Genomic DNA, 24749 nt, shown 5'->3' on the forward strand with positions numbered 1-24749 from the left:
TTTTTAAAATTAAAAGGCAAATTCAATACCAAAAGAATATGTTCTTAAATTTGGAAAAGAACCTATATCTACACCTCTTTCAAAAATATTACCGTTACTGAACTCTGGGTCTAAACCTTTGTACTTAGTAATTGTAAGTATGTTTTGTGCTGATAAAGACAGGCGAGCGCTTGTAAGACCAACTTTTTGTAAAATATTTTCAGGCAGGTTATAACCTAATCCGATGTATTTAAGTCGGATGAAATCGCCGCTTTCTAAAAAACGATCACTATCTCCTCTTGCATTCAAGGTGGTTCCTTTTACAATTCTAGGGAAATCAGTATTTGGGTTTTCTGCTGTCCAAGGCTTGATACCAGTTCTGTAATTACTGTCGTCATCAAATCGATCTACTGTACTTCTAAAACCGTTGTAGATAGTAGCTCCGTGAGAAGCAATCCAGTTCATAGAGAAATCAAACCCTTTGTAGGAAGCACCAGCATTGAAACCCATTTCAAATTCTGGCCAAGGACTTCCTACTATGTCTTTATCTTCGTTTGTAATTTCACCATCGTCGTTAACATCTTTAAATCGAATGTCACCCGGTTGTGCATTTGGCATAATTACAGTTCCATCTGAACTTACATAATTTTGAATTTCATCTTGGTTTTGGAACAATCCATCTGTTTGTAAAACATACCACATTCCAACAGCATTACCTTTTCTGGTAATTGTGTTACCCTGAATATGTTCGTTTTGACCGTTACCTAATGAAACTAATTTGTTGTTTAATTTGGTGAAATTTAAAGAAGCATTAAATGAAAAATCATTGATTTTTTTGTTGTAAGCCAATTCAAATTCAAAACCTTTGTTTTCTACAGTTGCTGCATTTGAAATTGGATTTCCTCCATCATTTCCAGTAGTCATCAAAATTGGAAATCCAAATAATACATCTTCGGTACGGGCTATGAAATAATCAGCTGTAAAACGCAAATCATTGTTTAGGATTCCTAAATCCATTCCAAAATTGGTTTGTTTTAGTTTTTCCCAACGCAATTCAGAGTTAGCCAATCTTACTTGTGTTGCTGAAGGATACAAATTTTGTCCATTTCCCATAACAATAGCACCATTTGTATTGATGAAACCTTGGTATTCGTAATTTCTGATATTACCACTACCTAATTCACCATAACTGGCTCTAAGTTTTAAATCTTTAATAAAATTTACTTTAAAGAAGGGTTCGTTGCTTACTCTCCATCCTAATGAAGTTGATGGGAAATTCCCCCATTTATTACCATCGCTGAATTTTGAAGAACCGTCACGTCTAAAAACAGCATTGAATAAATAGCGATCGTCATAGTTGTATTCCAATCTTCCCAGATATGATGTTAGTGCTGCTTCTTCTCTAAATCCACCTACTTCAGGAGAATCGCCTAAATTTAAAACATCAAAATAAGATCCAGTGCTTGGATTAACGAGAAGATTTCTCTTTGTACCACTTATTTGGTTGTAATTATCTCTTTGGAAAGTTTGCCCTACTAATGCAGTAAGATTATGTTTTCCAAATTCTTTTTTAAATGTTAAGGTATTTTCGAAAAGTTGTGTTTCAGATCTTCCCTTGTTTTGATTAATGAAAGATTGTTCAAAAGGTTGATTTAAAGTCCAGTTGCCTAATTTTCTGATAAAATTGTAGCTGTCAAAGCTTGTTTCATAACCAAAATTAAAACGGTATTTTAACCATGATGTAAATTTCAATTCAGACCAAATATTTCCTCTAATTCTAAAATTTTCGTTTGTAGTATCAAGAAAATCGGCTAATGCTAATGGATTTGTTCCAAAAGTACTGGCTACGTCGGCTTTTCCGTAACCATAACCTCCAGGGTTACTAGAGTCGTAGACCGGAATTGTAGGTAATAATCGGTATACATCGATAATTGGATTACCGGACATTTCGTTTGTTTTTGAATTACTGATAGCTAAATTTTGACCAATGCTGAAAATTCCTTTTGAACCGCTAGAATTAACACGGAACGAAATTCTATCGAAGTCTGTTGACACAACAGTTCCTTTGTTTCCAAAATAATTTCCTGACATAAAAAAGGTTGAATTGTCTCCACCTCCAGAAAAACTAGCGTTGTAATCCTGAATTAACCCAGTGCTAAAAACCTCTTTTTGCCAATTTGTATTAACTGCCATATTAAGATTTTGTCTTGGGATACCTGCATTATCATAAGCTTGATTGTTAAGTTTTGCAAACTCTTCAGTGCCCATTAAATCGTACGTTGGCATGTTGGTAAAACTCGTTTTTGAGGAAACTTCAACTTTCAAAGGACCTTTTTTTCCTTTTTTAGTTGTAATAATAATTACACCATTTGCCGCTCTTGATCCGTAAATTGCGGCCGCAGAAGCATCTTTTAAAACCTGAATACTTTCGATGTCATTTGGATTAAAATCCCTGTTAGCAGTAGTAATTAAACCATCAACTACGTAAAGAGGATTGGTTCCTTGAAGATTTTTAAGACCACGAATCTCTATACCGGCTTCTTGTCCTGGTCTTCCTCCACCTCTAACTTTAACACCGGTTACCAGACCTTGTAAACCTTCGGCAACTGTTGTTACTTGTCTTTTTTGGATTTCTTCGGCTTTAACTACTGAAATTGCACCGGTAAGATCTTTCTTTTGTTGTGATCCGTAGCCTACTACTACAATTTCATTCAATGCAAGAATGTCTTCAACTAAAGAAATATTGATTACCGTTTCTTTGTTTATATTAGTTTCCTTTGTTTTGTATCCTTGATAGCTTACTACAAGTATTTGACCTGATTTAGCCATTATGGAAAAATTTCCATCTAAATCGGATGTGGTTCCACTTGTTGTATTCTTAATAAGTATATTGGCAAATGGAATAGCTTCTCTATTAGTAGCCGAGGTTATTTTTCCAGTAATTTTAATTTGTTCCTGGGCGTAACTTTGTTGTAGTAAAAAACTAAAAAAAAGCAAGAGATAATATCTCTTCTTAAAAATTTGGTTGGTTTCTGTTTTCATTTATTTTTCATTTTAAATAGTTTTATTCGTTTTGGTATAGTAATGATTATTAGATTTAATCGTCTCTGATTCGAGAAAAAAAATAATCAATAACATTTGTTATTAAACTTGAATTCATTTTTTTTTGAAATTAGTAATTGTTTTATTAATAGCTATTTTTTTTATTGATATAATAATTTTGTTCTAAATAAAATATCGATATCTTTTTTATTTGGAAATTCAAAGTAGGCTATTTTAATTCAAAAAAAATCTATTCATTTGTGTCAATATTTATCGGAAATGATGCAAATTCTTGTTTTAAAGCTATAAAATTAGGTTGTTGCAACATTTTGAATAAGATTGGGACGATTCGTTGAAATCGGCATTTAACATCAAAATCACAAACATGCGTAAATTCTTAGTATATTTTATTCTTTTTATTTTAATTACACCTTTTGTTCAGGCGCAAGATTATTATTTTAAGCATTATCAGGTAGAAAATGGCTTGTCTAATAATACTGTTTTGTCGTCATTACAAGATGAAGATGGCTTCATGTGGTTTGGTACCAAAGATGGTTTAAATCGTTTTGATGGGTATCGATTTAAGACTTATCGCGGTAATTCCGATCCAATTCATAGTTTAGGAAGTAACTATATTCAATCCTTACATGAATATAAAGGGATTATTTGGGTTGGTACAGATAAAGGATTGTATAAATATGATAAAAAATCAGATCGTTTTAGTGTTCTCAATGAAGCAATAAATGATAGAATTGCAGCAATTGAACATGATAATCATGGAAATTTATGGTTTATTTCGGGCAATATTCTTTATAAATATTCTACACTTAAAAAAGAGACAACCACATTCAATCCTAATCGTTATTTTATAGCTACTTCTGTCACAAGAGATGAAAAGGGGGAAATATGGGTTTCGTCTTTAAATAAACTATATCATTATTCAGAAGAAAGTTTGTCTTTTGAGACTATTTCACTTGAAAATGAAACTACGTCCAAAATGAATTACAGGATTACGGTGATTTATGCTTTGGATAAAAATAATATAGTAATAGGTACCCAAGAAAATGGTGTGCTGTGGTATAACCGCATTAGTAAAAGTACAGCGGTGTTGCCATTTTCTGTAAAAGAGTCATTGTTTGTAAGACAATTTAAAAAGAAAGGAGCAGATGAAATTTGGATAGCCAGCGAATCGGGAGTTTTTATTTATAATATAAAAACTCAAAAATATACCAATCTAAAAAAAGATTTTAATGACCCTTTTAGTATTTCGGATAATGCGGCCTATTCGATTACGATTGATAAAGAAAATGGCGTTTGGATTGGGACTTATTTTGGAGGGATAAATTATCATCAAAAACAATATACTCAATTTAAAAAGTATTTTCCGAAAAATAATCAAAATTCGATTAATGGTAGTGCGGTCAGGGAAATTCACAAAGATGAAAACGGAGATTTTTGGATTGGTACAGAAGATGCTGGTTTGAATAAATTCAATCCCAAAACTCAGGTTTTTACTTCATACAAACCAGGAACAGGAAAAGGCTCAGTGTCCTATTACAACATTCATGCTTTAATAGCCCGGAAAGACAAAATTTGGATAGGGACTTTTGAGCATGGCTTAGATGTTTTAGATAGCAAATCAGGGAAAGTGATTAAGCATTACAGTGCTAATAACGAAGTGGGAGGCCTCAGAAGCAATTTTATCTTCAGTTTTTATGAAACAAAGAAGAAGGAACTTTTAGTTATAACTTCGTTAGGGATTTACAAATACAATCCATTATTGGATCATTTTGATGTGCTTAAATGTTTTCCGGAAAATATGCATTATACGTCATTTATGGAAGATAGTGAAGGGAATTATTGGGCTGGAACTTACAGGGACGGATTGTTATTTTATAATCCTAAAAACAGGAAAAATGAAATTTTCAGATACAACTACAAGGACATAAAAGGGATCAGTAATAATTCTATCAATTCTATTTTTCAGGATTCTAAAAAGAATTTATGGATTGCCACAGAAAACGGATTGAATTTCTTTAATAAAGCCAGCCGATCTTTCACAAAGTTCAACACCAAGAACGGATTTCCGAGCAATGTTTTCTATTCTATTTTAGAGGATGATCAGAATAATTTATGGATAACAACCTCAAAAGGCTTAGTGAAGTTTGGCCCAAAACAAAACAGAATTAAAATTTATACTACAGCAAATGGCTTGTTAAGCGACCAGTTTAATTATAATTCAGCATTTAAAGATGCAAACGGCGATATGTATTTCGGAAATCTGAACGGAATGATTAGTTTTAATCCTAAAAATTTCACTAAAAATAAATATGCACCTAAAACCTTTATAACTGGTTTGCAAATCAACAATCAGGATGTTCAGGTAACGGATGAAAATTCGCCAATAAAAAAATCAATTTCATATATTGAGGAGTTGGAGTTGGAACACGATCAGTCGTCTTTTAATATTGAGTTTGCGGCCTTAAATTACACTGGAGCTGAGTTGACGGAATATTGGTACAAACTCGAAGATGTAAATAAAGATTGGGTTTATTTAGAGAGAAATAACAAAGTTTTCTTTACCGAACTCTCTCCGGGAACTTATGTTTTTAAAGTGAAATCGCTGAACAGTTTTGGGGTTTGGAGTAAAGAAATTGCTGTTAAAATAAAAATCAGTCCTCCGTTTTGGGCCAGTACGTATGCGTATTTATTGTATTTTATATTGATATGCTATGCTTTGTTTATGATTATTCGCTATTCTAATCATTTGAGTCAGCTAAAAAATAACCGAAAATTGAAACATCTGAATGATGAAAAAGAAAAAGAAATTTATCAAGCTAAAATTGAATTTTTCACCAATGTAGCCCACGAAATAAAAACACCCTTAACGCTTATCAAGAGTCCTCTGGAAAAACTGTTGCAGTTTGAATATGAAACGCCCGAGATTCCGCAGAATCTCTCGATAATGAAAAAAAACACCTCCCGATTATTAAAATTGGTTAATGAACTTTTAGATTTTCGGAAAACAGAAATTGGCGGTTTGAAACTCACTTTTGTCGAGGCTAATATTTCGTCAATAGTGCGGAATATGCATCTTAGGTTTAGCCAGCTTATTGAAGAAAAAAATATTGATTTCAAATTAGAATTAAGCGAAAGGGATATTTATGCTTTTGTGGATAAAGAAGCTTTGAAAAAAATAATGAGCAATCTATTCAGTAATGCCATTAAATATTCTGAAAATAAAGTTGTTGTGAGTTTAATCAGGGATGAGAAAAAACTAAAATTAATAGTCAAGAATGACGGGAATATGATTCCGGGTCATTTGAAAGACAAGATTTTTGAACCTTTTTTCAGGGGTGATAATATGGATAACAATTCAGGAACCGGAATCGGCTTGTCTTTAGCGCAGTCCTTAGCACAGCTTCATAATGGAAGTTTGCAGTTGGTTTTTTTTGAGCCTGAGATGAACGTTTTTGAACTGATAATGCCTTTGCATCAGGAAGAGGAGTTTATGTTGTATGACGAACAGGCTAAAGATATAGAAAGTAACGAAAATAAAATTCCAGAGCCAGAAACCAAAAGTGAGAAAAACACCATTTTGGTTGTGGAGGATAATGAAGATTTATTGCAGTTTATAACAAAGGAATTACTTCCGTTTTATATTGTTTTTAATGCGAGTAATGGAGAAGCAGCGTTGGAAGTGATTCATAATGAAAATATTTCCCTAGTAATAAGTGATATTGAAATGCCCGTTATGGATGGAATTACACTTTGTAAAAAAATCAAAACCAATCTCGAAACCAGTCATATTCCGGTTATACTATTAACTGCCAAAAATTCGTTGAAATCCCAAATTGACGGACTTGAAGTGGGAGCGGATTCCTATATTGCCAAACCTTTTTCTATGGAATATTTAAAAGTACAGTCTTTAAATCTGATAGAAAACAGGAAGCAAATCATGAAATATTATGCGAGTTCCCCGCTTTCACATATCAAAAGTATCGCCCACAATAAAACCGATGAAGCATTTCTGAAAAAATTAGATGAAGAAATCATAAAAAACATAACGGATCAAAATTTAAGCGTTGAATCGCTTTCTGAGATTATGAATATGAGTAGATCAACCTTGTACCGAAAAATTAAGGATATTTCGAATTTGAGTCCGAATGAATTGATTAACGTTGTTAGATTGAAAAAGGCAGCGGAATTACTGATTAATGAAGACTATAAAATGTATGAAATCGCCGAGATGGTAGGTTATAAATCACAAACCAGTTTTGGTAGAAATTTTCAAAAACATTTCAAAATGTCACCTTCGGATTATATTTCTATGAAAAAATAGTTAGGAGGTTTTTTTATTTAGTTAGTACTAAAAAGTCCAGATAGCAGTATTGCTATGACTAAACTGGCTCATTGGTACAGAAAAGTAGAAGAATCGGGATTTAAAAACTTCAATATTGTTCTTAACACCATAACATTTAATTACCAGTCAATTCTAAATTATTTTGACAGCAGAAGTACTAATGCTTCAGCAGAATCTTTTAACGCAAAAATAAAAGCTTTTAGAAGACAGTTTAGAGGTGTCAGGAAAATAGATTTCTTCCTGTTCAGATTAACGCAACTTTTTGCATAATCCCCAACTTTTGGACTTGACCCGTTTTGGCACATTTACTAAAATCAGGGGTTTTAATCTTAGAGGTTCCAAAGGGAGTTTTAAGTTTTGTTTCTTTTTGAGTCACCTTTGGAGGATCAATTTGAAAAGCATGAACAGAAAGGGAAAGAATTAAAGAGGTACACAGAATAAATTTTTTCATTAAAAAAGCTATTTGGGGTTAATTATATAAAACGGAAATAATCCAGTTTGGTTTTTATTATTTTTCCATTTTTATGGAATAAGCAAATATATAAATGCCTTTAAAAAAACTATCCTGATTTTAATGCAGACAGCTCGCTTAAATTACTAGAAAGTCAAAAAGAATATTATTTAGATTCAACTATTTGATATAAGAGAATGGTTTTTTATTTAGATTTAATAAACAATTTTTGTTTATAAGTATTTGTTTACGATTTAGTTTTTATTTAAGAATTTATTTACTTTAGTGCAATATATATGTTTTTTATTGGGAATTGTAAGTTTAACAATATATTGTTTGATTAAAGGAAAAAGGATCGCTAAAATCATTTTCTATAATAGATTAAGTAAAAAAGTCTAATAATTTTTTAATAAGATAGCTGTTTAGTATCTCATTTTGTATCTATTTTGAATTGATATTTTACATTAATTAAAATTGATTTGTTTTGTATAGGCTATTTTTTAAGAGATTAAAACAAAATACAATGAAAAGCTCTTTCGATGGTATACTAACCGAGATAAAAAGGTATGAGAAAAAAGTTTCTGAAGAAACTACTAATTTAATAGAGGAATCCTATAAAGTAAGTAACTATTTAAGGGAATTGTTGTTTGAAATAAAAAATAAAATTTTAAAAGATGGTTTTAAAGATGATTCTGAAGAGATTAATTTTTTTAAAAATATCAAACCTCAAATACTAGGTAAGCTAATTTATTACAACAAAGTATTTAGAATTGAAACTTCCTGCCCTGTAAATGATGGAAAAATGTATTTTGCTTTTTTTTCAAATGAATTAGAAGAATTGAAACAAGAATACAATGAGCATATTTGCAATTCAGATTTTCATAGATATTATCGTTCTGGAAGGACAGATAAGGATAATGAATTTTTCATGCTTGGAAAAATAAATTATCATAATGGACTTAATAGTTTTGTCTTTGAAATAGATACTAGTTTTTCGACTTATTATGATTATAAAATTGCTCGAATAATAGCTAATGAACTGCTTTATACGTATCTGTTGGCGAAAACAAATCCAGATCAAAATTCAAATTTTATTTTGCAAAATCCTGAATCGGTAAAAGATATTTTTTGGACAGATTCTAAAAATGCACTTATCGAACTCATTTATGCTTTATATGTATCAGGCGCTATTTCACATGGTAAAATTGGAATTCGAAAAATTAGTCTTGCTTTTCATATTTTGTTTCGTACTCCCTTGGGAGATATTCATCATGCGTTTCATCGTATGAAAGAGAGAACAGGTTCTAAGACTGTTTTTCTAGATAAACTTAAAATTTCTTTAGAAGAATATATGGATAAAAATTTATAATTGAATTACAACTTACTTGTAAAAACAGCGTTTTACCACGCTGTTTTTTTATGCAATAAATACCAATTGGCAAATAAATATTTTGTCCCTTTGCTCTTGTTTTGTAATTAATAAAAGCTTTATTTTCAGCTAGTTATACTCTTTTGTAAAAAATAAAAATCGTCATTTTCAATTGGTAAGACTTGGCATTTCATTATCATAATACTTTCCAAATTTGTACAGCTATCATAAGTAATTGTGTAATTTTTTTAAAGTAAAAGTTATGAATATAGACAGAATGGAATTTATAGCATGGATGGAGCGAATTATGGATCGCTTTGATATCTTGAATGAACATATAAATGATGTTCAAAAGAAACGGAATAATATTGACGGAGAAGAATTACTAGACAATCAAGATCTCCTTCAGATGTTGAAAATTAGTAATAGATCACTTCAACGTTATCGTTCGTCGGGAAAATTACCCTATTATACCATTAGTGGAAAACTGTATTACAAATTATCTGATGTACATCAATTTATACGTGATAGTTTTAAAGCTCCTTTCAAAAAATGAAAGACAAAAAGTGTCAAGCAAAGCCTGTAAAAGTCATTGGTTATAAGCTTTTATTTCATCTCATTATTTTCGGGTATGTAAATTTAAAATGTTATTGTGATGAGCGAGGAAGCTATAGATGTTCCAAGAGCTACAGATCAGTTTTCAGATATTTTGTTGGTACTCGACAAGAAAAAAAAGAAAATAGAAGTAGTTAAAGGAGCAAAGAAGAATGGAGAACTACAAACAGTAGCTGCCAACAAGAAAAATGAAAGCCAGTTTATGCGTATTGATAAGCATGGTGATTTTTTTTCTAATTTTTTTTCCAATTTTCTCCACCAATTAAAGAATCCTACACATTTTACTTTTTTTAAAGTATCAGCTAATGAAGCAATTAATATAGCTAATAAAATGCAAAAAGAAGTTGATAATCCTACTAAACCAGGAGAAAAACTATTTACACAATACGAGATAAAAAGTGATTATAAACAAAAAAATGAGAATATTATGGAAACTACGCAGTCAACAACGGAAACTAGCGAATATCGCTTTAAATTAGAACAGATCGATTGGAATGCTATGTCCAATTTAGGGTTAAGTAAAGAACGCCTTGAAAAAATGAATCTACTTGATCCCTTGTTAAAAGGCTATAAGACAAATGAATTGGTTCCTATCAGTCTTGATTTAGGAACTTCCATCACCCGTATGGATGCCAGACTTTCTTTGCAAACTAGAGATGACGGACAGGTGGTTGTTGCTATTCACGGAATCCGTAAAGAGCCTCAGTTGAACTTTCCTTTTTTTGGTCATGAATTTACCAAAGAAGATAAAGAAAATTTACTAAGTACAGGAAATATGGGACGAATGGTTGACTTGACTAATCCCAAAACTGGAGAAACAATATCTTCTATTATAAGTGTGGATAGATTGACTAAAGAATTGATTGCCCTTCGTACAGATCGTATCAAAATTCCAGATGAAATAAAAGGAGTAAAGTTAGATGAGCAACAAAAACAGATTTTGATGGAAGGTAAACCTTTGTATCTAGAAGGGATGATTTCTAAAAAAGGAGAACCTTTCAGCGCTTCTGTTCAATTCAATGCGGATAAATGTTATGTAGAATTCCTTTTTGATAGAGCTAATAATAATAATAATAAACAGTCTCAAAGTCAACAGCAGGATGTACCCCGCGTATTTCGTGGAAAAGAACTTGATGAGCAGCAATACCAAAAATTCAAAGAGGGGCAAACAGTATATGTAAGTGGCTTGATTGATAAGAAAGGGAAAGAATATCAGGGATACATCACATTCAATAAAGAAACTGCAAAAACAGACTTTTCTTTTGATAATCCAAATAAAATGAAGGACCAATCCCAACCTAAAGAAGAAAGTAAAACACAAATTGCTGTTAATTCTGAGGGTAAAACGAATGAGGCTACTAAGAACATCAAAGAACCTTTGAAAACCGAACAGAATAACCCGGATAGTAAAAAGCAACAACAAGAACAGGATAAACCCAAAGCAGCTAAGAAATCTACAGGTCGAAAAATATAACTACCCTAAAGACTCAATCGATGAAAGTAGTAATTGCAGAAAAGCCAAGTGTGGCTAGGGAAATAGCCTCGCTTTTGAGAGCTACTGAGAAGAAGGAAGGTTATCTGATAGGGAATGGCTATCAGGTAACCTGGGCATTCGGACATTTAGTTACCTTGGCAATGCCGGAGGATTATGGTATTAGTGGTTTTCAAAAAGAAGTCTTGCCGATATTACCTAATCCTTTTTTATTAATCACTCGTAAAATCAAGACAACTGATGGCTATGTTCCAGATACAGTAGCATTGAAACAATTGAAAATCATTGAACAGCTTTTAAAAAACTGTGAAAGTATTATTGTAGCCACAGATGCCGGACGTGAGGGGGAATTGATTTTCCGTTATATTTATGAATATCTAAAATGCGACAAACCCTTCGAGAGATTATGGATAAGCTCATTAACAGAAAAAGCCATTCTTAATGGATTTGATAATTTGAAGCCGGGAAAGGAATTTGATGGTTTACATTTGGCAGCATTAGGAAGAAGTCGTGCAGACTGGTTAGTAGGTATTAATGCTTCACAAGCTTTGACAGTTGCTGCCGGAAGTGGTATTTATTCTTTAGGGAGGGTGCAAACGCCAACATTAGCACTTATTTGTAAAAGGTTCATAGAAAATAAAGCATTCACAATTAAGAAATATTGGCAAATTGAATTAGAACATCGAAAGGAGTTTATTGATTTTAAAAGTTTTTCCGTAATCAAATGGGATAATAATAAACAGGCTGAAGAAACATTGAAATTCATACAGCGCCATGGAGTAGCCAAAGTTACATCCGTGGAAACAAAAATAGTTAATGAACAACCACCTTTATTGTTTGACCTTGCAGCTTTGCAGAAGGAGGCCAATATCAAATTAAATCTGTCTGCTAACGAGACTCTTACTGTTGCCCAAAGCCTCTACGAGAAGAAATTTATTAGCTATCCACGTACCGGGAGTAAATATATTCCTGAAGATATTTGGGGAGAAATCCCTAAGTTAATAGGAATATTAGAAGAAATGGATAAGTTTAGAGAAATAGTGCCTAAAATGAAAAGGGGACGTTTGAATAAACGTATCGTTAACGACCTAAAAGTAACCGATCATCATGGTTTATTATTAACAGATAAGATACCTTCGGCTTTAGCAGCAAAGGAAAAAGCCATTTATGAAATGATTGCCTATCGTTTATTAGAAGCCGTGTCTCCTGTTTGTATAAAAGAAATAACAGATGTTGTCTTGCAAGTGGCACATTATGATTTTGGAATAAAAGGGTGTAAAATTATAGATCCAGGTTGGAGATTCGTAAAAGGAAACTTTACAGATGAGGAAAACGCTTCTGTCCAAGATTTACCGGAATTAAAAATTGGAGATGAGCTAAAGATAAAGGAAGTGAAAGTTTTGGAGAAACAAACCAAACCACCTGTTCTTTATACTGAAGCTAGTTTATTGGGAGTAATGGAAAATGCGGGCAATCAGATTCAAAGTGAACAAGAACGAAAAGTATTGAAAGAAATAGGCATTGGAACTCCAGCAACAAGGGCTGCAATTATCGAAACACTTTTTAAAAGAGAGTATATCAAACGAGATAAGAAATTTTTAGTGCCTACAGAAAAAGGATTAAGAGTTTACGAATTGGTAAAAGACAAAAAGATAGCCAATGTAGCTTTGACAGCCGAGTGGGAATTAGCCTTGCAAAAGATTGAAAACAATGAAGATGATTTTGTAAATTTTCAAAAAGAAATGGAAGACTTTACTATGATTATAACACAAGAAATCCTTGCATTATCTATTGATAACGAAAAACATCCAGAACTAATTTGTCCAAAATGTAAAAAGCAGAAATTAGTGATTCGGGATAAATTGATAAAATGTTTGGACGAAAGCTGTAATTGGGTACAGTTCCGAAATATATGTGGTATACAGTTGAATCTTTTAGATTTGGAGACTTTGATAACTAAAGGCAAAACTAATCTCCTTAGGGGTATGGCTAGTAAACCAGGAAAAAAATTCGATGCTTTTATTATTATGAATGAAAAAGGGGAGACCTCTTTTACCTTTCCTGAAAAGAAAAAAAACAAATAGAGAATTTTTTGACTCAAAAAAAGGTGTTAATTCATTGATTCTTTTAGGTTTTGTTCCGAATTATAAAACTTTAAAAAAATGGCTGTTTCAAGGTATGAGACAGCCATTTTTATTTTATTTTTTGGACTCGTTCAAAGAAGTTTTTCTGAATTCTTTTAAAAGCTTTTCTATTTCCAGAGAAGCTTTACGAGCTCTTGTTCCTGCTGCTTTATTTCCTTTTTCTGTTTGTAATTCTGCATCCGATTTGAATGTTTCAAATTCTGTAGCGATTTTTTCAATTAGTTCTTTCATAAGAGATTTTTATTTAGTGAAAGAAGTAAAAATAATAATTACAAGTGTAATTTACTCCAGACAAAGGAAAAATTTATTGAACATTGATTCATATATAGACTTTATCAAGTCAGAAAGTATGGAATAAAGAGAATAGATTAATGTGTTTTTTCTTATCTTGAAATTAACTATATTTGGAATATATAACCAATAAAAATTTTAAATTATGGCACTTAAACCAGGACCCAAAAGAATAGCAGATTCAACAGGAAAACCAGATCAGCGTCAGCGTGATAATAAAAGTACGCCAGGGAATACGCCTTCTCTTAAACCATCTAAAAGTTCAGGTAAAAAGTAATTTTAGGCATTCTTCCTAAAAGGATGAAAATTGATAAGTTTATAACTCTTAATAAGACATATAGCCATTTCAAAAAGAAGTGGCTTTTATTCTTCCTGTACCAAATGCTGTAAATCAGGATCATTTTTAATGCGTTCCAATTCACTTTCGATAATCAGAACAATATCACGTTTTATTTGTCTGTAATTCGTTTCTATTTCAACTTTCATTTTATCCTCACCATTTTCATCAATGAAAGATAAAATCTCAGGTATCTTTTTGTAAGCCTTGGTTTCTGAAGCTACATTTTCATTGTCCACTACAATTTCGGAATGGAAAATTTTCTGTTCAATACGTTCATCAAAGTTGTCTGAAACTGCCCCCACAAACATTCCTTGTGTTAGTGTGGAAATTTTTGAAGCTGGGATTAGGCTGTCCAGTTGTGTAGATATCGATGTTGATTTGTCGTTTCGATTAATGGTCATACTTTGCCTTTTCTGCAACACTTTCCCAAAGCGTTCTGATAAGCTTTTGGCGGTTTCTCCAACCACCTGTCCACTAAAGATATTACCCACGGTGTTTTGAATAACTTTACTTTCTTTGTCACCGTAATCGCGTGTTAATTGGGAATAATCTTGAAAGCCCAAACAAACCGCTACCTTATTACTTCTGGCAGTGGCTATCAGGTTGTCTAATCCTCTGAAATAGATGGTTGGCAACTCATCAATAATAACAGAACTCTTTAATTGTCCTTTCTTATTGATGAGCTTTATAATCCTTGAATTGTATAAGCCAAGTGCCGCAGAATAGATATTTTGTCTATCCGGATTATTTCCAACACAAAGTATTTTGGGTTCATTTGGATTATTGATATCCAAAGAAAAATCATCACCCGTCATTACCCAATAAAGCTGAGGTGAAATCATTCTGGACAAAGGAATTTTAGCGGAAGCTATTTGTCCTTGCAATTGATCCTGTGCGCCACCTTGCCAAGCATCCATAAAAGGGGATAGGTAGTTTTCGAGATCTGGGTAGGAAGTCAGGATAGTAAATACATCTACATATTTCTTGTTGAGCAATTCAATAGCATGAGGAAACGTACAGTATTTTCCTTTGTCATATATTTTCAAGAACCAGATGATAGCTGCTAACAGGATTATTGGAGATTCCACAAAAAAGTCTCCCTGTTTTTGTATCCAACTTCTGTTGAGATTAAGCATAATAGTATAGGCTGATTCGTAGGCATCGGATATGTCCGTCATAAAATTTGGATTGATGGGATTACAACGGTGGCTTCTTCTTGGGTCATCAAAATTGATAATATAGAATTTTGGTTTAACCTTATATTTATCGGTATGTTTTAGCAAATGGTTATAGGCTATGGTCGAAAGATCATCGAATTTGAAATCATAGATGTACATCGAAAATCCTTTTTCAATATGTTGCTTGATGTAATTATTGATAATGGCATAACTCTTCCCTGATCCGGGTGTACCTAACACTATGGATGCCCTGAAAGGATTCACAACGTTTATCCATCCTTCGTTCCATTTGCCCTTGTAATAAAATTTGGTCCGTAAGTTGACAGAATATTCATTTTCCATTAATTTAGTTTCCTGCATGAAACTTTCGTTCTCGTTATTAAATACATCATCCATGAGATTTGAACGGAGTAAACGACTAATCCATACACCAGCCATCATTAGGGCAATGTAGCCTATCGAGCTTGTTAGGATATATAAAGAAGCTGCAATTCCAATGGATAATTGAAGTAGTGGTGTATTTAGAAAGAAAAAAACAACGCCGATTATTAAGGCGATGTAGATTTTGGTCCAGGTAATTTTTTCGTTTTTCACTCCTTTGGTTCCTAAACAACTTAATGCCAGTAAAATCAAAGAAAAAATCTTGCTGTAAAACGTATAGGAAAATAGATTTGCTGTTCGCTGGAAATTACCGAGTATCTTATTTATGACTTGTAAAGTCCAACCTCGTTCTAAAAAAAAGCTGTAACAAAACCAGTAAAAGTGCATGAGCATTAAAAGTATACTTACTGCACGCATAAAAGCCATTATTTTGGCTAGTCCTCTTAAATCGTCTTCTCCTTGCATTTTTTAATAATTTAAAAGTTTTCTTGAATTTAGGAGTTAAGTAAAACATTTTTAATGAAGGTATTCAAATGGCTTTTATTGGAATTAGTTGTCTTTGTAAAACTGAAAATCTATTTCTTATTGCCATTTTTTCTGCGTTTTTTCTTCATTTGGTTAGCGAAGGTCAGTTCTTCATAATCCTCTCCCTGAACTTTTGGTAATAGACATGCAAGGCTTTCCATAAAACCAAAATCAGTATTAGTTTGGGTTGATTGATCTTTATTTAGAAAGTCAAAAAGAGAATGTGGTTTTTCGGTTTCTGGTTTTGTATTGTTAGTACTTTCGGGATATGTAGTCTTCATATTGTCATGTATTTCATCTTGATGTTTTTGTGTTATTTTTTCATTCCAGCAATCATTAAAAATATTTGCAGAAAGACTTTTACCCAGTTGAGATCCGTTCCAAACGCTACGGGATTCATGGTCTATGAAAGTTATTCCGTAAATACGTCCTTGGTCATTTCTTCGAATAACTGTATTAACACCTTGTTCTAATAGTTGTTTCTTGAAATCGGTTTCGTCGGTAGTGGTATGGATTGCAATTTCGATTGTCTTTTTTAGGATTTCTTTTGCTGGTTCTACTTTCATTTTTTCTTTCGATTGCTCGAAATGTTTTTGTAAAGCATCCAGTCCTGCATGTTTACCAAAGCGAGATGCCTTAAATGGGTTACTTGCTTTTTCTCCCTGTTCATTCATTGCAAAATAGACTAATCCATGTTTAGCTTGTCCGTGTAGCTCACCTTTTACTTCTTCAGCTGTAATGTTAAAAAGAGAAAGTAAGGCATTGTAAGTTCCTAAACCTTGATAGTGATAGTATTTGGGTAAATATCGGACTACTGAGGCTATTTGGCTTTTTATATTAGTTGCCCGGTAGTCAATTGGTCTGAATAGTTCTTCTTTTGGGTTACATTTTTTTTCCGTTGCAGCTATTAGTTTGTATTCTTGTTCTAATGCACGGCAAGCATCCATAGAGCGAAATTTTTCATAGTTGTCAGGAAGTTTTTTACCGTTACGGCCTACACAGGTCGATACAATGTGAATATGAGTTCGTTCAATATCGGTATGTTTAAAAACAACATAAGGCTGATCTCCATAACCCATGCGTTCCATATAATCTTTTGCTATTTGTTTGAAATCTTCATCACTTACTTTGTCTCTTGGATCAGGGTTGAGAGAAATATGTAATACGGGTTTTTCGGTTCGTTTGTTTGCAATTAGATAAGGTTCAAATGAGTGATACAATTGGGCAACAGTATAATTTCCGTTGATTGTTTCCCGTATTCTATGAGTTGTCAATATTTCCCCGTTTTCCTTATCAACTTTGAGTTGGTTATAAGAAAGTGCTCCAATAATATTTGCTCCGCGACCAATTTTTGCTATCATTTTTAAATGTATTTTAATTATTTAGCAGTCTTACAACCTTTTTTAGAAACTTTTTTAAGTTAAGCAATAGATTTTTTTTACTTTTTAATAATGTATCTGATGACTCTATTTGTCCAAAAGATACTTGATAATAGAATGGATTTAATTGGATAGATGTTGTTTTTTATTTAGTTATAAATAGATTGTGTTATTTTTATTACTATTTTTACGAATAACATAAGTAACTTTCTAATATTTTTAATCCAGCTACAGAATTGAAATCAACTATTAAAAAAATGAAATGTGGCAGTGATTTATGTGTTATCGATATTGAAAATATCGATACAACTTTAAAAACTGTTTTAGATAATAAGTTCATTAAAATATGTGAAGGAAATGTTTCAGTTGATTTAAATGGAGTAAAGCAAAGGGTAGTTAATTATCTCACTCCAAAAAAAGGCAAGACCCTTGAAATGGGAGCAATAGCAGAATTTTTTATCCACTTATATTTAAATGAAGCTGGTTTTGAACCACAATTTCTATTTTTTAATTTAGAAGAAAATTCCATAAAAAAAGGTTTTGACGGTTATTATTTTCATAATGCCGAGGAATGGATTCTAGAGAGCAAGTCTGGTTTAATTTCAACACCAGGAATTTCACATAGTTCAAAAGTAAAAGAATCTTACAATGATTTAAAAGCAAAACTAGCTGGGGATGTCAAGAATAATCCATGGCGAGAGGCTTACAACCATGCATCTCATATTGATGTAGGTGCCAACGTGGGCGTCAGAGCAAACATTAAAAAGTTTACCACTGAATTTGATAACAAAGTTTATCATAAGATTGATGATTTTAACATAATTCCAGGCTCTACAATTTTCTTAAATGGAATTTGGAATGCTACTGATGCTACTGCTTTAGAAATAGAGATTGAGGAAGCTATCTCGAAATTCAATTTTAAAAAAATCAAAATTGTCTGCGTGACAAAAAAATCCCTAGAACTTTTTTGGCAATATTTGACAACACCTTAGTTATTCATGAATCAAACCGAAAAAACAGCGCTTACAGATATCAATAAAATTGAGGCTTTCCAAACTATAATGGAAAAATTAACGATTGGTAGTGAATTGATCCATGAGGAAATTGTTTATATATTAGGCTGTGCTATCATTTTTTTAAAACATTATGAGCAGGACAACAGATACACCAGCTATGCAGAGTTCGCATACTATATAGTGCTAAAATACAGTACACAATATAAAGATTATGCTCCCCTTTATGATTTTTCTACCAATTTTGGTTATTACCCTGTGGCTAAGGCCATTTTGGATGATGGTCTTTTAAGGGAGGAATCCTTAGAAGATTGTTGTATTGGAATTGAATTGGAACGCTATAGACATGAGGAATATATAGAAACTGTACATCAATTCAATAGTAAAAGACAGCTACTTGCTGATCAGACTTTGGAGGTAAGTTATATTGCTCCGACATCATTTGGTAAGAGTTCGGTAATTGTGGACTACATAAAAAAATATACCGGTTTAAACAACAAAATTGGAATAATTGTACCAACAAAATCGTTGCTGATGCAAACATATCGGATGATTAGAAATGCTAATCTTGGAAAAAAAATTATCATTCACGATGAGATGTTTCAAGGTCAAAATTCTATTATAGCAATCTTTACACAAGAACGGGCTTTACGACTCTTAAGCAAAAATGACATTCATTTTAATGTCCTTTTTATTGACGAGGCACATAATATCTTAAAAGATGATCCTCGAAGTATTTTACTTTCGAGACTTTTAGCGAAAAACCGTGTGCTTAATCCTAATCAAAATGTAGTTTATTTATCACCTCTTATTGAGGATGCTCATAGCTTAAAAATTGCACAAGAGCAAAGTATTAATCAACATAAAATACCGTTTAACATCAAAGAACCAGAAATATATGAGTTTTGTAGTGATGGAAATGTAACCAAATATAATAGGTTCGTTAACGAACATTACCACGTCGGACAATTTAAGGATATGTTTGTTTATATCAATTCAACAACTGCTAAAAAGAATTTTTTATACAATTATCGTCCTATAAGTATAGAGTTGGCTGCGAAAGAGTTAGCAAGACATTTGTCTGAAATTGGTAACTCAGAAGCTATAAACCAATTGATTAAAATTTTGAAGCAAGAGGTACATGAAAAATTCTATGCTGTAGACTATTTAAAACATGGAGTTGTTTATTTACACGGCAAACTTCCTGATCTTATAAAAGAATATCTTGAAAGTAAGTTTAAAGATTTAGTAGAAATAAAATACATTATTGCAAATTCTGTCATATTAGAGGGAATGAATTTACCAATCGACAATCTTTATATTTTAAATACATATTCGTTGAGAGGAAAGGAATTAACAAATCTTATTGGTAGAGTTAACAGGCTCAATACCATTTTTTCATCATCAAAGAATGATCTTAATAAACTTCTGCCCACAGTTCATTTTGTTAATAGCGAACTTTTTAATAGAAAAGATGGAAAGATGGCGGCAAAGATTAGCTTGTTGCGTAGTCGCATTTTTAAAGATGTAATTCACAATCCGACACTCGAGACTTTCGATTTAAATAAATTAACAAAGAGTGAGAGAGAACGTAAAAAGACATTATATGATCAGGTAAGAGACGATGAATCATTTCTAACAAAAGTTCCTCAAACGTCTTTTGAAAGAGTTAAACAATATCTTATCGAATCAGGGATATCACACTTTTACGAGGATCTTGACATAATTTGTCAAATCTTGGACAAGCGGTTAGAAAACGTAAAAATTAACCCTGTCTGGAATACATTAGATATGTTGGGTAAGATTAATTATGTATTCATAAATAATGCTGATGTAAAAGATGCCGAATTTAAACGACTTCAATATCCTCAAGCTCGCACATATTATGACTATCATATTACAGTAAACCAAAAAAAAGCTTTAAAGGAAAACGTCAATCATATGTTTAATTATTTCAAAAAACGTATTAAAGATAGAAATCCATTGACATTTTTTGGAAAAACATACGGCGAAGTGGGCAGAACGGAAGATCCAAAGGAACCAAAACTCTATGTTAATCTTGGCAAAAAGACTGATACTGAAATGATCAATCTAGCAATCATCAAGCTAAAAATGGAAGACGATTTTATTAGTTTTAAACTTAATAAATTTATAATTATGTTATATGATTATAAACTAATCTCACTTGATGATTATAATAAATATATTTATGGGACAACTAACCAATATAAAATCGACCTTTCAAAAATTGGTTTAAGTGTAAGCTTGATTTCTAGACTCGAAAGTGACAATCAATTGCAATACCTATACTTTGATGATTATAATAATTTGAGATCAAGACCTGAATTTGAAGTATACAAAAACTCAGTTAATGACTTCTATAGATTTGAAATCGAACGGTTTTTAAATTAATTAATCAACTAATTTCAAGGAAGATTTGACTATTATTAATTTAAAGCAAAAAAATGGTCATAAAAGTATTAGCGAAAAAGTTGCCATTCCTTCTATCTATTTTGATTTTTTATAGGAAATAACTCTAATAGTATTTGCTCCACGACCAATTTTTGCTATCATTTTTTCTCATTTTTAATCAAATGTTTTGCTTCAAATTCCTCGGTCAACTGTATTATGTCACGGCATAATTTAGCTAATTCCGCTGTTTGTTTCTCTAATTTAAACAGATAAGCCGCAGCTTTTTTTTCGGAAAAATTGCGGTATAATATCTTCACTATTTGATTGTAATTAACACCAACAGCACGAAACTGAGCATATAAAGTGGTTAATCGCATGTAGTAATCCATTGCAGCCATATCAATTTTTACGGTTTTTATTTGCCTTTCAAACAGAACAGAAGTGATAAAATGAGCTTTGTTGTCAACTCCTGAAGCTTCATAAAGGGAAAGAAATTTAGCATTTTCTTCGTCTGTCAAACGGAAAACATAACGATGAATGCTGGGATTCTTTTTAGGATTTCTACCGCTTTTGTGCTGTTTATTGTTCTGTTGTTCATTCATCACTAATCCATTTGTAAATTTTACAAAACACCGACTTCGGAGGATGTTTTTAGCTCCCTGCAAGGGCAAGTTGTTTTGAGGCACGGAATTCATTTCGAGTGCCTCAAAACACAACTTGCTCTGTTCTGGTGAACAGATAATCCGTCCGCCTGTCGGCGGAACCGGATTTAATAAAGCAGGGAAAAACAGCTTAACGCCGTTCCAGTTGCTGTCCAAATATTGATTTAATCTTTCCATCCATTTATCTGGTTGGTGTTTTATACAAAGTAAATGATTGAATACAGAATCATTATAGTGTGAAGAGTAGCCAAGAATTGCCAGTAAATGCCAATTACTACCAAGAGAATAAAAGCAAATACATAGCTGTATTTCTTTATACTTATAAATAAACATATGGATATAAGTAGGTACGGAGGTAACAACATAATGGCATAGATAGTAGCATAGAAAAGTACAGCTATATGAATTTAAATAGATAAATGAGTAAGTCGTTACTTTTCTGCTTACGGATATAAGGACATATTTAGATAGCTAAACAGTTTGATAAGTATTTGCCTAACTAAATAATGTTGTACAGAGAGATAAACCTATGTGCAGTGGTGAGTAGGTAACTGCTGAAATACACATATAAGTAATTGGATATATAAATAATTAAAACAGTTGAAATTATGAATGCAAAACACAAAACAGTATTTATCGCTTTTTCTTCTCAAAAGGGCGGTGTCGGAAAAAGTACATTCACAGCACTTATTGCCAGTACAATGCACTATCGATTGGGCTACAATGTTGCGGTATTTGATGCCGATTTTCCACAACACAGTTTAATGAAAATGAAATCCCGTGATCTGGCTATGGTAATGGAAAATGAGCATTTAAAAAAGTTGGCATACAAACAATTTACCACCATTAACAAAAAAGCTTATCCGATTATGCAGTATAAAGCGGAAAGTGTATTGGATGCAGCTCACGAATTTTTGAATTCCTCTTCAGTACCTATTGATGTTATATTCTTCGATCTTCCTGGAACAGTAAATACTCCAGGAATACTCAAAACATTGGCAGGAATGCATCACATTTTTACGCCTATTACGGCTGACCGTTTGGTAATGGAAAGCACACTCGTTTTTAACCAGCTTTTACAGGATGTGATTATGAAAAAAGGAGCAACTTCTATAGAAACCATTAATCTGTTTTGGAATCAGGTGGATGGCAGGGAAAGTACTCCCTTATATGACGTTTATAACCAACTTATTGCACAATTGGGTTTGAGCCTGATGCAAAGCCAAGTTAAGAATAGTACCCGTTTTCGTAAAGAAAGTGAAGAGAATAGCAAAACCGTATTTCGCTCTACTGTTATGCCTCCAGATGAACGTTTGATGAAGGCCTGTCAGTTAGATTTATTTGTAAATGAATTTTTAAAAATCATTCAATTATAGTTTATGGAGAAAGATAATAAGAGAAAAAACACTCCTGAAATTAACGAGGAGTTGATGATGAATCTGATGGTCGATGGCATAAAAAAGGAAGGTTTACAGTTCCCATCAGAATCGACTCAAGAACCACAAAAGGAAGATAGTAAGCCTAAAGAATTGCCACCTGAGAAATTAGAAATTAAAGAAAAGACCAGAACCAAAAAGATAAGTGAACCGGATTATGAAAGCATTTTTTTCAAAAGACCGGACACCAATGCACGAGATGGAAAAACAGTGTATATCAGACCTGATTTTCACGAGAAACTGTCCCGAATTGTTCAAGTGATTGGAGAAGATAAGATCACTATTTATGCATATTTGGATAATTTGTTGAGCTATCATTTTCAGGAATTTGGTGAGCAGATAACCAAGAGTTTTAATGATAAGTACAAACCTATTTTATAAGCCATGGAAATAGTAATTGTAATATGTTTACTGATTGTAATTGCTCTGCTTTTGCAGGATAAGATTGTTATCAAAATAGGGAAGGAGCAAAAGCCAACGCAGAAAAAAAAGAACCCAAAGCTGCCCGATATCATGGGGCAGCCCAAAACACTAAGAAGCCTTTCAGTGCCAAACAATGCCAATGAAAGTCAAAAGAAAAAGCAGGAAGATAAAACGGATAATTTTGACATTGAAATTGATGATCAAGATATCGAGAGTCAAATTCCGCTGGAAGAGCTGGACGAAGTTTCTGGAATTATACCTGATTTTGAGGACGAGGCAGAAGAATGGAATAGTTATGGAATCTCCGATGGTGATAACGGTTTTGCCCAAGGCGTTACCTTTGAAGAACTAAGCTCCGTTGGGATGCTGCTGCAAAAAGAAAATTTGGAGCCCTCTCAAAAGGAAAAAGCAATAGCTATAGTTCAGAAAATACAAGGAACCGAATTATTCGACCTACTGGAAAATTCTATGGAAAGTGCTTCCCGTAAAATAGCCGAGCTATTAGACAGTAGCCTTTCTTCTGAAACAGAAACCAGTTCTTCCACTTTGCGGAAAAATGATTTCGAGGATTTTGATATTGGGGAGTTTGTGTGAACTCCCCAATATCTTTTTAAAAGAATCTTAAATAAAGTAACGAATGAGACACTCGCTTAATCTAGGTGTATTCTTTCTTTAGCAAATTTAGAAACCGTAATTCTATTTACACCTAATATTCGTCCTATTGCACTATAAGAGACCTCTTTATTAAGTAATTTTTGAATTTGTAATTCTTTTCCAGATAGTTTGACTTTAGATGATTTACGGCCTATTGGCCTCCCCAATGTCACTCCTTCGGATTTTTTTCGTGCTAGTGCTTCTTTGGTACGTTGAGAAATTAAGTTTCTTTCTATTTCTGCTGACAAACCAAATGCAAATGCCAATACTTTTGATTGAATATCTTCTCCTAATCTGTAATTATCTTTTATCGTCCATATCTTAACTTCTTTTTTCATACAAAAGTTTAAAACTTCCATAATCATAAATAATGATCTCCCGAGTCTTGATAACTCTGAACATATTAGAATATCATCTTTTTTTGTCTTTTTTAGAAGTTTACCCAATGTCCTTTTATTAACTTCTTTTGTACCTGAAATAGTTTCTTCAATCCATTTTTCGATAACTAAATTGTTTTTAATGGCAAATTGATTGATTTCAAATCTTTGATTTTCTACTGTTTGTTTGTCTGTACTAACCCTAATGTAACCGTATATCATT

General features: G+C 32.4%; 19 protein-coding genes. 12 read left to right on the forward strand and 7 right to left on the reverse strand.

Annotated elements, in window-relative coordinates:
- Nucleotides 1-9: 9 nt before the first annotated feature.
- Complete coding sequence (locus tag AC4FRF_RS06400) at nt 10-3021, reverse strand: SusC/RagA family TonB-linked outer membrane protein (RefSeq protein ID WP_491158660.1); 3012 nt, start codon at nt 3019-3021, stop codon at nt 10-12.
- A 385-nt stretch (nt 3022-3406) separates the two neighbouring features.
- Here AC4FRF_RS06400 and AC4FRF_RS06405 point away from each other — a divergent pair, with 385 nt between their 5' ends.
- Nucleotides 3407-7363 (forward strand): hybrid sensor histidine kinase/response regulator transcription factor, encoded by a 3957-nt coding sequence (locus AC4FRF_RS06405; RefSeq protein WP_491158661.1) that lies wholly within the window; start codon nt 3407-3409, stop codon nt 7361-7363.
- 54 nt (nt 7364-7417) lie between these two features.
- On the forward strand, nt 7418-7654 hold the full coding sequence (locus AC4FRF_RS06410; RefSeq protein WP_491158662.1) for a transposase: 237 nt from the start codon (nt 7418-7420) through the stop codon (nt 7652-7654).
- Here the strand turns inward: AC4FRF_RS06410 and AC4FRF_RS06415 are convergent.
- A complete protein-coding gene (locus AC4FRF_RS06415; RefSeq protein ID WP_491158856.1) occupies nt 7629-7835 on the reverse strand; it encodes a hypothetical protein in 207 nt (68 codons plus the stop codon). The genes AC4FRF_RS06410 and AC4FRF_RS06415 overlap by 26 nt on opposite strands.
- Before the next feature lie 523 nt (nt 7836-8358).
- Here AC4FRF_RS06415 and AC4FRF_RS06420 point away from each other — a divergent pair.
- The 4 genes from AC4FRF_RS06420 to AC4FRF_RS06435 all read left to right on the forward strand — a co-directional run bounded on the left by AC4FRF_RS06420 (nt 8359) and on the right by AC4FRF_RS06435 (nt 13395).
- A complete protein-coding gene (locus tag AC4FRF_RS06420; RefSeq protein WP_491158663.1) occupies nt 8359-9204 on the forward strand; it encodes an RteC domain-containing protein in 846 nt (281 codons plus the stop codon).
- Between the two features lie 262 nt (nt 9205-9466).
- Complete coding sequence (locus tag AC4FRF_RS06425; protein ID WP_491158664.1) at nt 9467-9760, forward strand: helix-turn-helix domain-containing protein; 294 nt, start codon at nt 9467-9469, stop codon at nt 9758-9760.
- Between the two features lie 99 nt (nt 9761-9859).
- The gene (locus AC4FRF_RS06430) at nt 9860-11293 is read left to right on the forward strand and encodes a DUF3945 domain-containing protein (protein ID WP_491158665.1); all 1434 of its coding nucleotides are present in this window, start codon (nt 9860-9862) and stop codon (nt 11291-11293) included.
- A gap of 20 nt (nt 11294-11313) precedes the next feature.
- On the forward strand, nt 11314-13395 hold the full coding sequence (locus AC4FRF_RS06435) for a type IA DNA topoisomerase (RefSeq protein WP_491158666.1): 2082 nt from the start codon (nt 11314-11316) through the stop codon (nt 13393-13395).
- A gap of 114 nt (nt 13396-13509) precedes the next feature.
- Here AC4FRF_RS06435 and AC4FRF_RS06440 read toward each other — a convergent pair whose 3' ends face one another.
- On the reverse strand, nt 13510-13686 hold the full coding sequence (locus AC4FRF_RS06440; RefSeq protein WP_055091131.1) for a histone H1: 177 nt from the start codon (nt 13684-13686) through the stop codon (nt 13510-13512).
- A 205-nt stretch (nt 13687-13891) separates the two neighbouring features.
- On the opposite strand from AC4FRF_RS06440, the gene AC4FRF_RS06445 reads away from it, so the two are divergent.
- Nucleotides 13892-14023 (forward strand): hypothetical protein, encoded by a 132-nt coding sequence (locus tag AC4FRF_RS06445; RefSeq protein WP_262493886.1) that lies wholly within the window; start codon nt 13892-13894, stop codon nt 14021-14023.
- An 86-nt stretch (nt 14024-14109) separates the two neighbouring features.
- Here the strand turns inward: AC4FRF_RS06445 and mobC are convergent, their stop codons facing one another.
- Nucleotides 14110-16110 (reverse strand): conjugal transfer protein MobC, encoded by a 2001-nt coding sequence (mobC, locus tag AC4FRF_RS06450; protein ID WP_491158667.1) that lies wholly within the window; start codon nt 16108-16110, stop codon nt 14110-14112.
- A gap of 110 nt (nt 16111-16220) precedes the next feature.
- Nucleotides 16221-17531, reverse strand: a complete 1311-nt coding sequence (mobB, locus tag AC4FRF_RS06455) for a conjugal transfer protein MobB (protein ID WP_491158668.1) — start codon at nt 17529-17531, stop codon at nt 16221-16223.
- A gap of 254 nt (nt 17532-17785) precedes the next feature.
- Here mobB and AC4FRF_RS06460 point away from each other — a divergent pair, with 254 nt between their 5' ends.
- The gene (locus AC4FRF_RS06460; protein ID WP_491158669.1) at nt 17786-18541 is read left to right on the forward strand and encodes a hypothetical protein; all 756 of its coding nucleotides are present in this window, start codon (nt 17786-17788) and stop codon (nt 18539-18541) included.
- Nucleotides 18542-18547: 6 nt separating this feature from the next.
- Nucleotides 18548-20974 (forward strand): DEAD/DEAH box helicase family protein, encoded by a 2427-nt coding sequence (locus AC4FRF_RS06465; RefSeq protein WP_491158670.1) that lies wholly within the window; start codon nt 18548-18550, stop codon nt 20972-20974.
- Nucleotides 20975-21132: 158 nt separating this feature from the next.
- Here AC4FRF_RS06465 and mobA read toward each other — a convergent pair whose 3' ends face one another.
- Entirely contained in the window at nt 21133-21576 is a 444-nt protein-coding gene (mobA, locus tag AC4FRF_RS06470) for a conjugal transfer protein MobA (RefSeq protein ID WP_491158854.1), read from the reverse strand.
- A gap of 668 nt (nt 21577-22244) precedes the next feature.
- Between mobA and AC4FRF_RS06475 the strand changes: the two genes are divergently transcribed.
- From AC4FRF_RS06475 to AC4FRF_RS06485, 3 genes are all read left to right on the forward strand, one after another.
- Nucleotides 22245-23012, forward strand: a complete 768-nt coding sequence (locus AC4FRF_RS06475) for a ParA family protein (RefSeq protein WP_491158671.1) — start codon at nt 22245-22247, stop codon at nt 23010-23012.
- 3 nt (nt 23013-23015) lie between these two features.
- Nucleotides 23016-23453 carry a DUF3408 domain-containing protein gene (locus AC4FRF_RS06480; protein ID WP_491158672.1) on the forward strand — a complete coding sequence of 146 codons (438 nt, stop codon included), beginning with the start codon at nt 23016-23018 and terminating at the stop codon, nt 23451-23453.
- A 132-nt stretch (nt 23454-23585) separates the two neighbouring features.
- Nucleotides 23586-24089, forward strand: coding sequence for a conjugal transfer protein TraD (locus AC4FRF_RS06485; RefSeq protein WP_491158673.1), 504 nt, complete (start codon nt 23586-23588; stop codon nt 24087-24089).
- A 56-nt stretch (nt 24090-24145) separates the two neighbouring features.
- Here AC4FRF_RS06485 and AC4FRF_RS06490 read toward each other — a convergent pair whose 3' ends face one another.
- A complete protein-coding gene (locus tag AC4FRF_RS06490; protein WP_491158674.1) occupies nt 24146-24748 on the reverse strand; it encodes a master DNA invertase Mpi family serine-type recombinase in 603 nt (200 codons plus the stop codon).
- Nucleotide 24749 lies beyond the last annotated feature (1 nt).

It is taken from the genome of Flavobacterium sp. ST-158, from assembly GCF_058309975.1.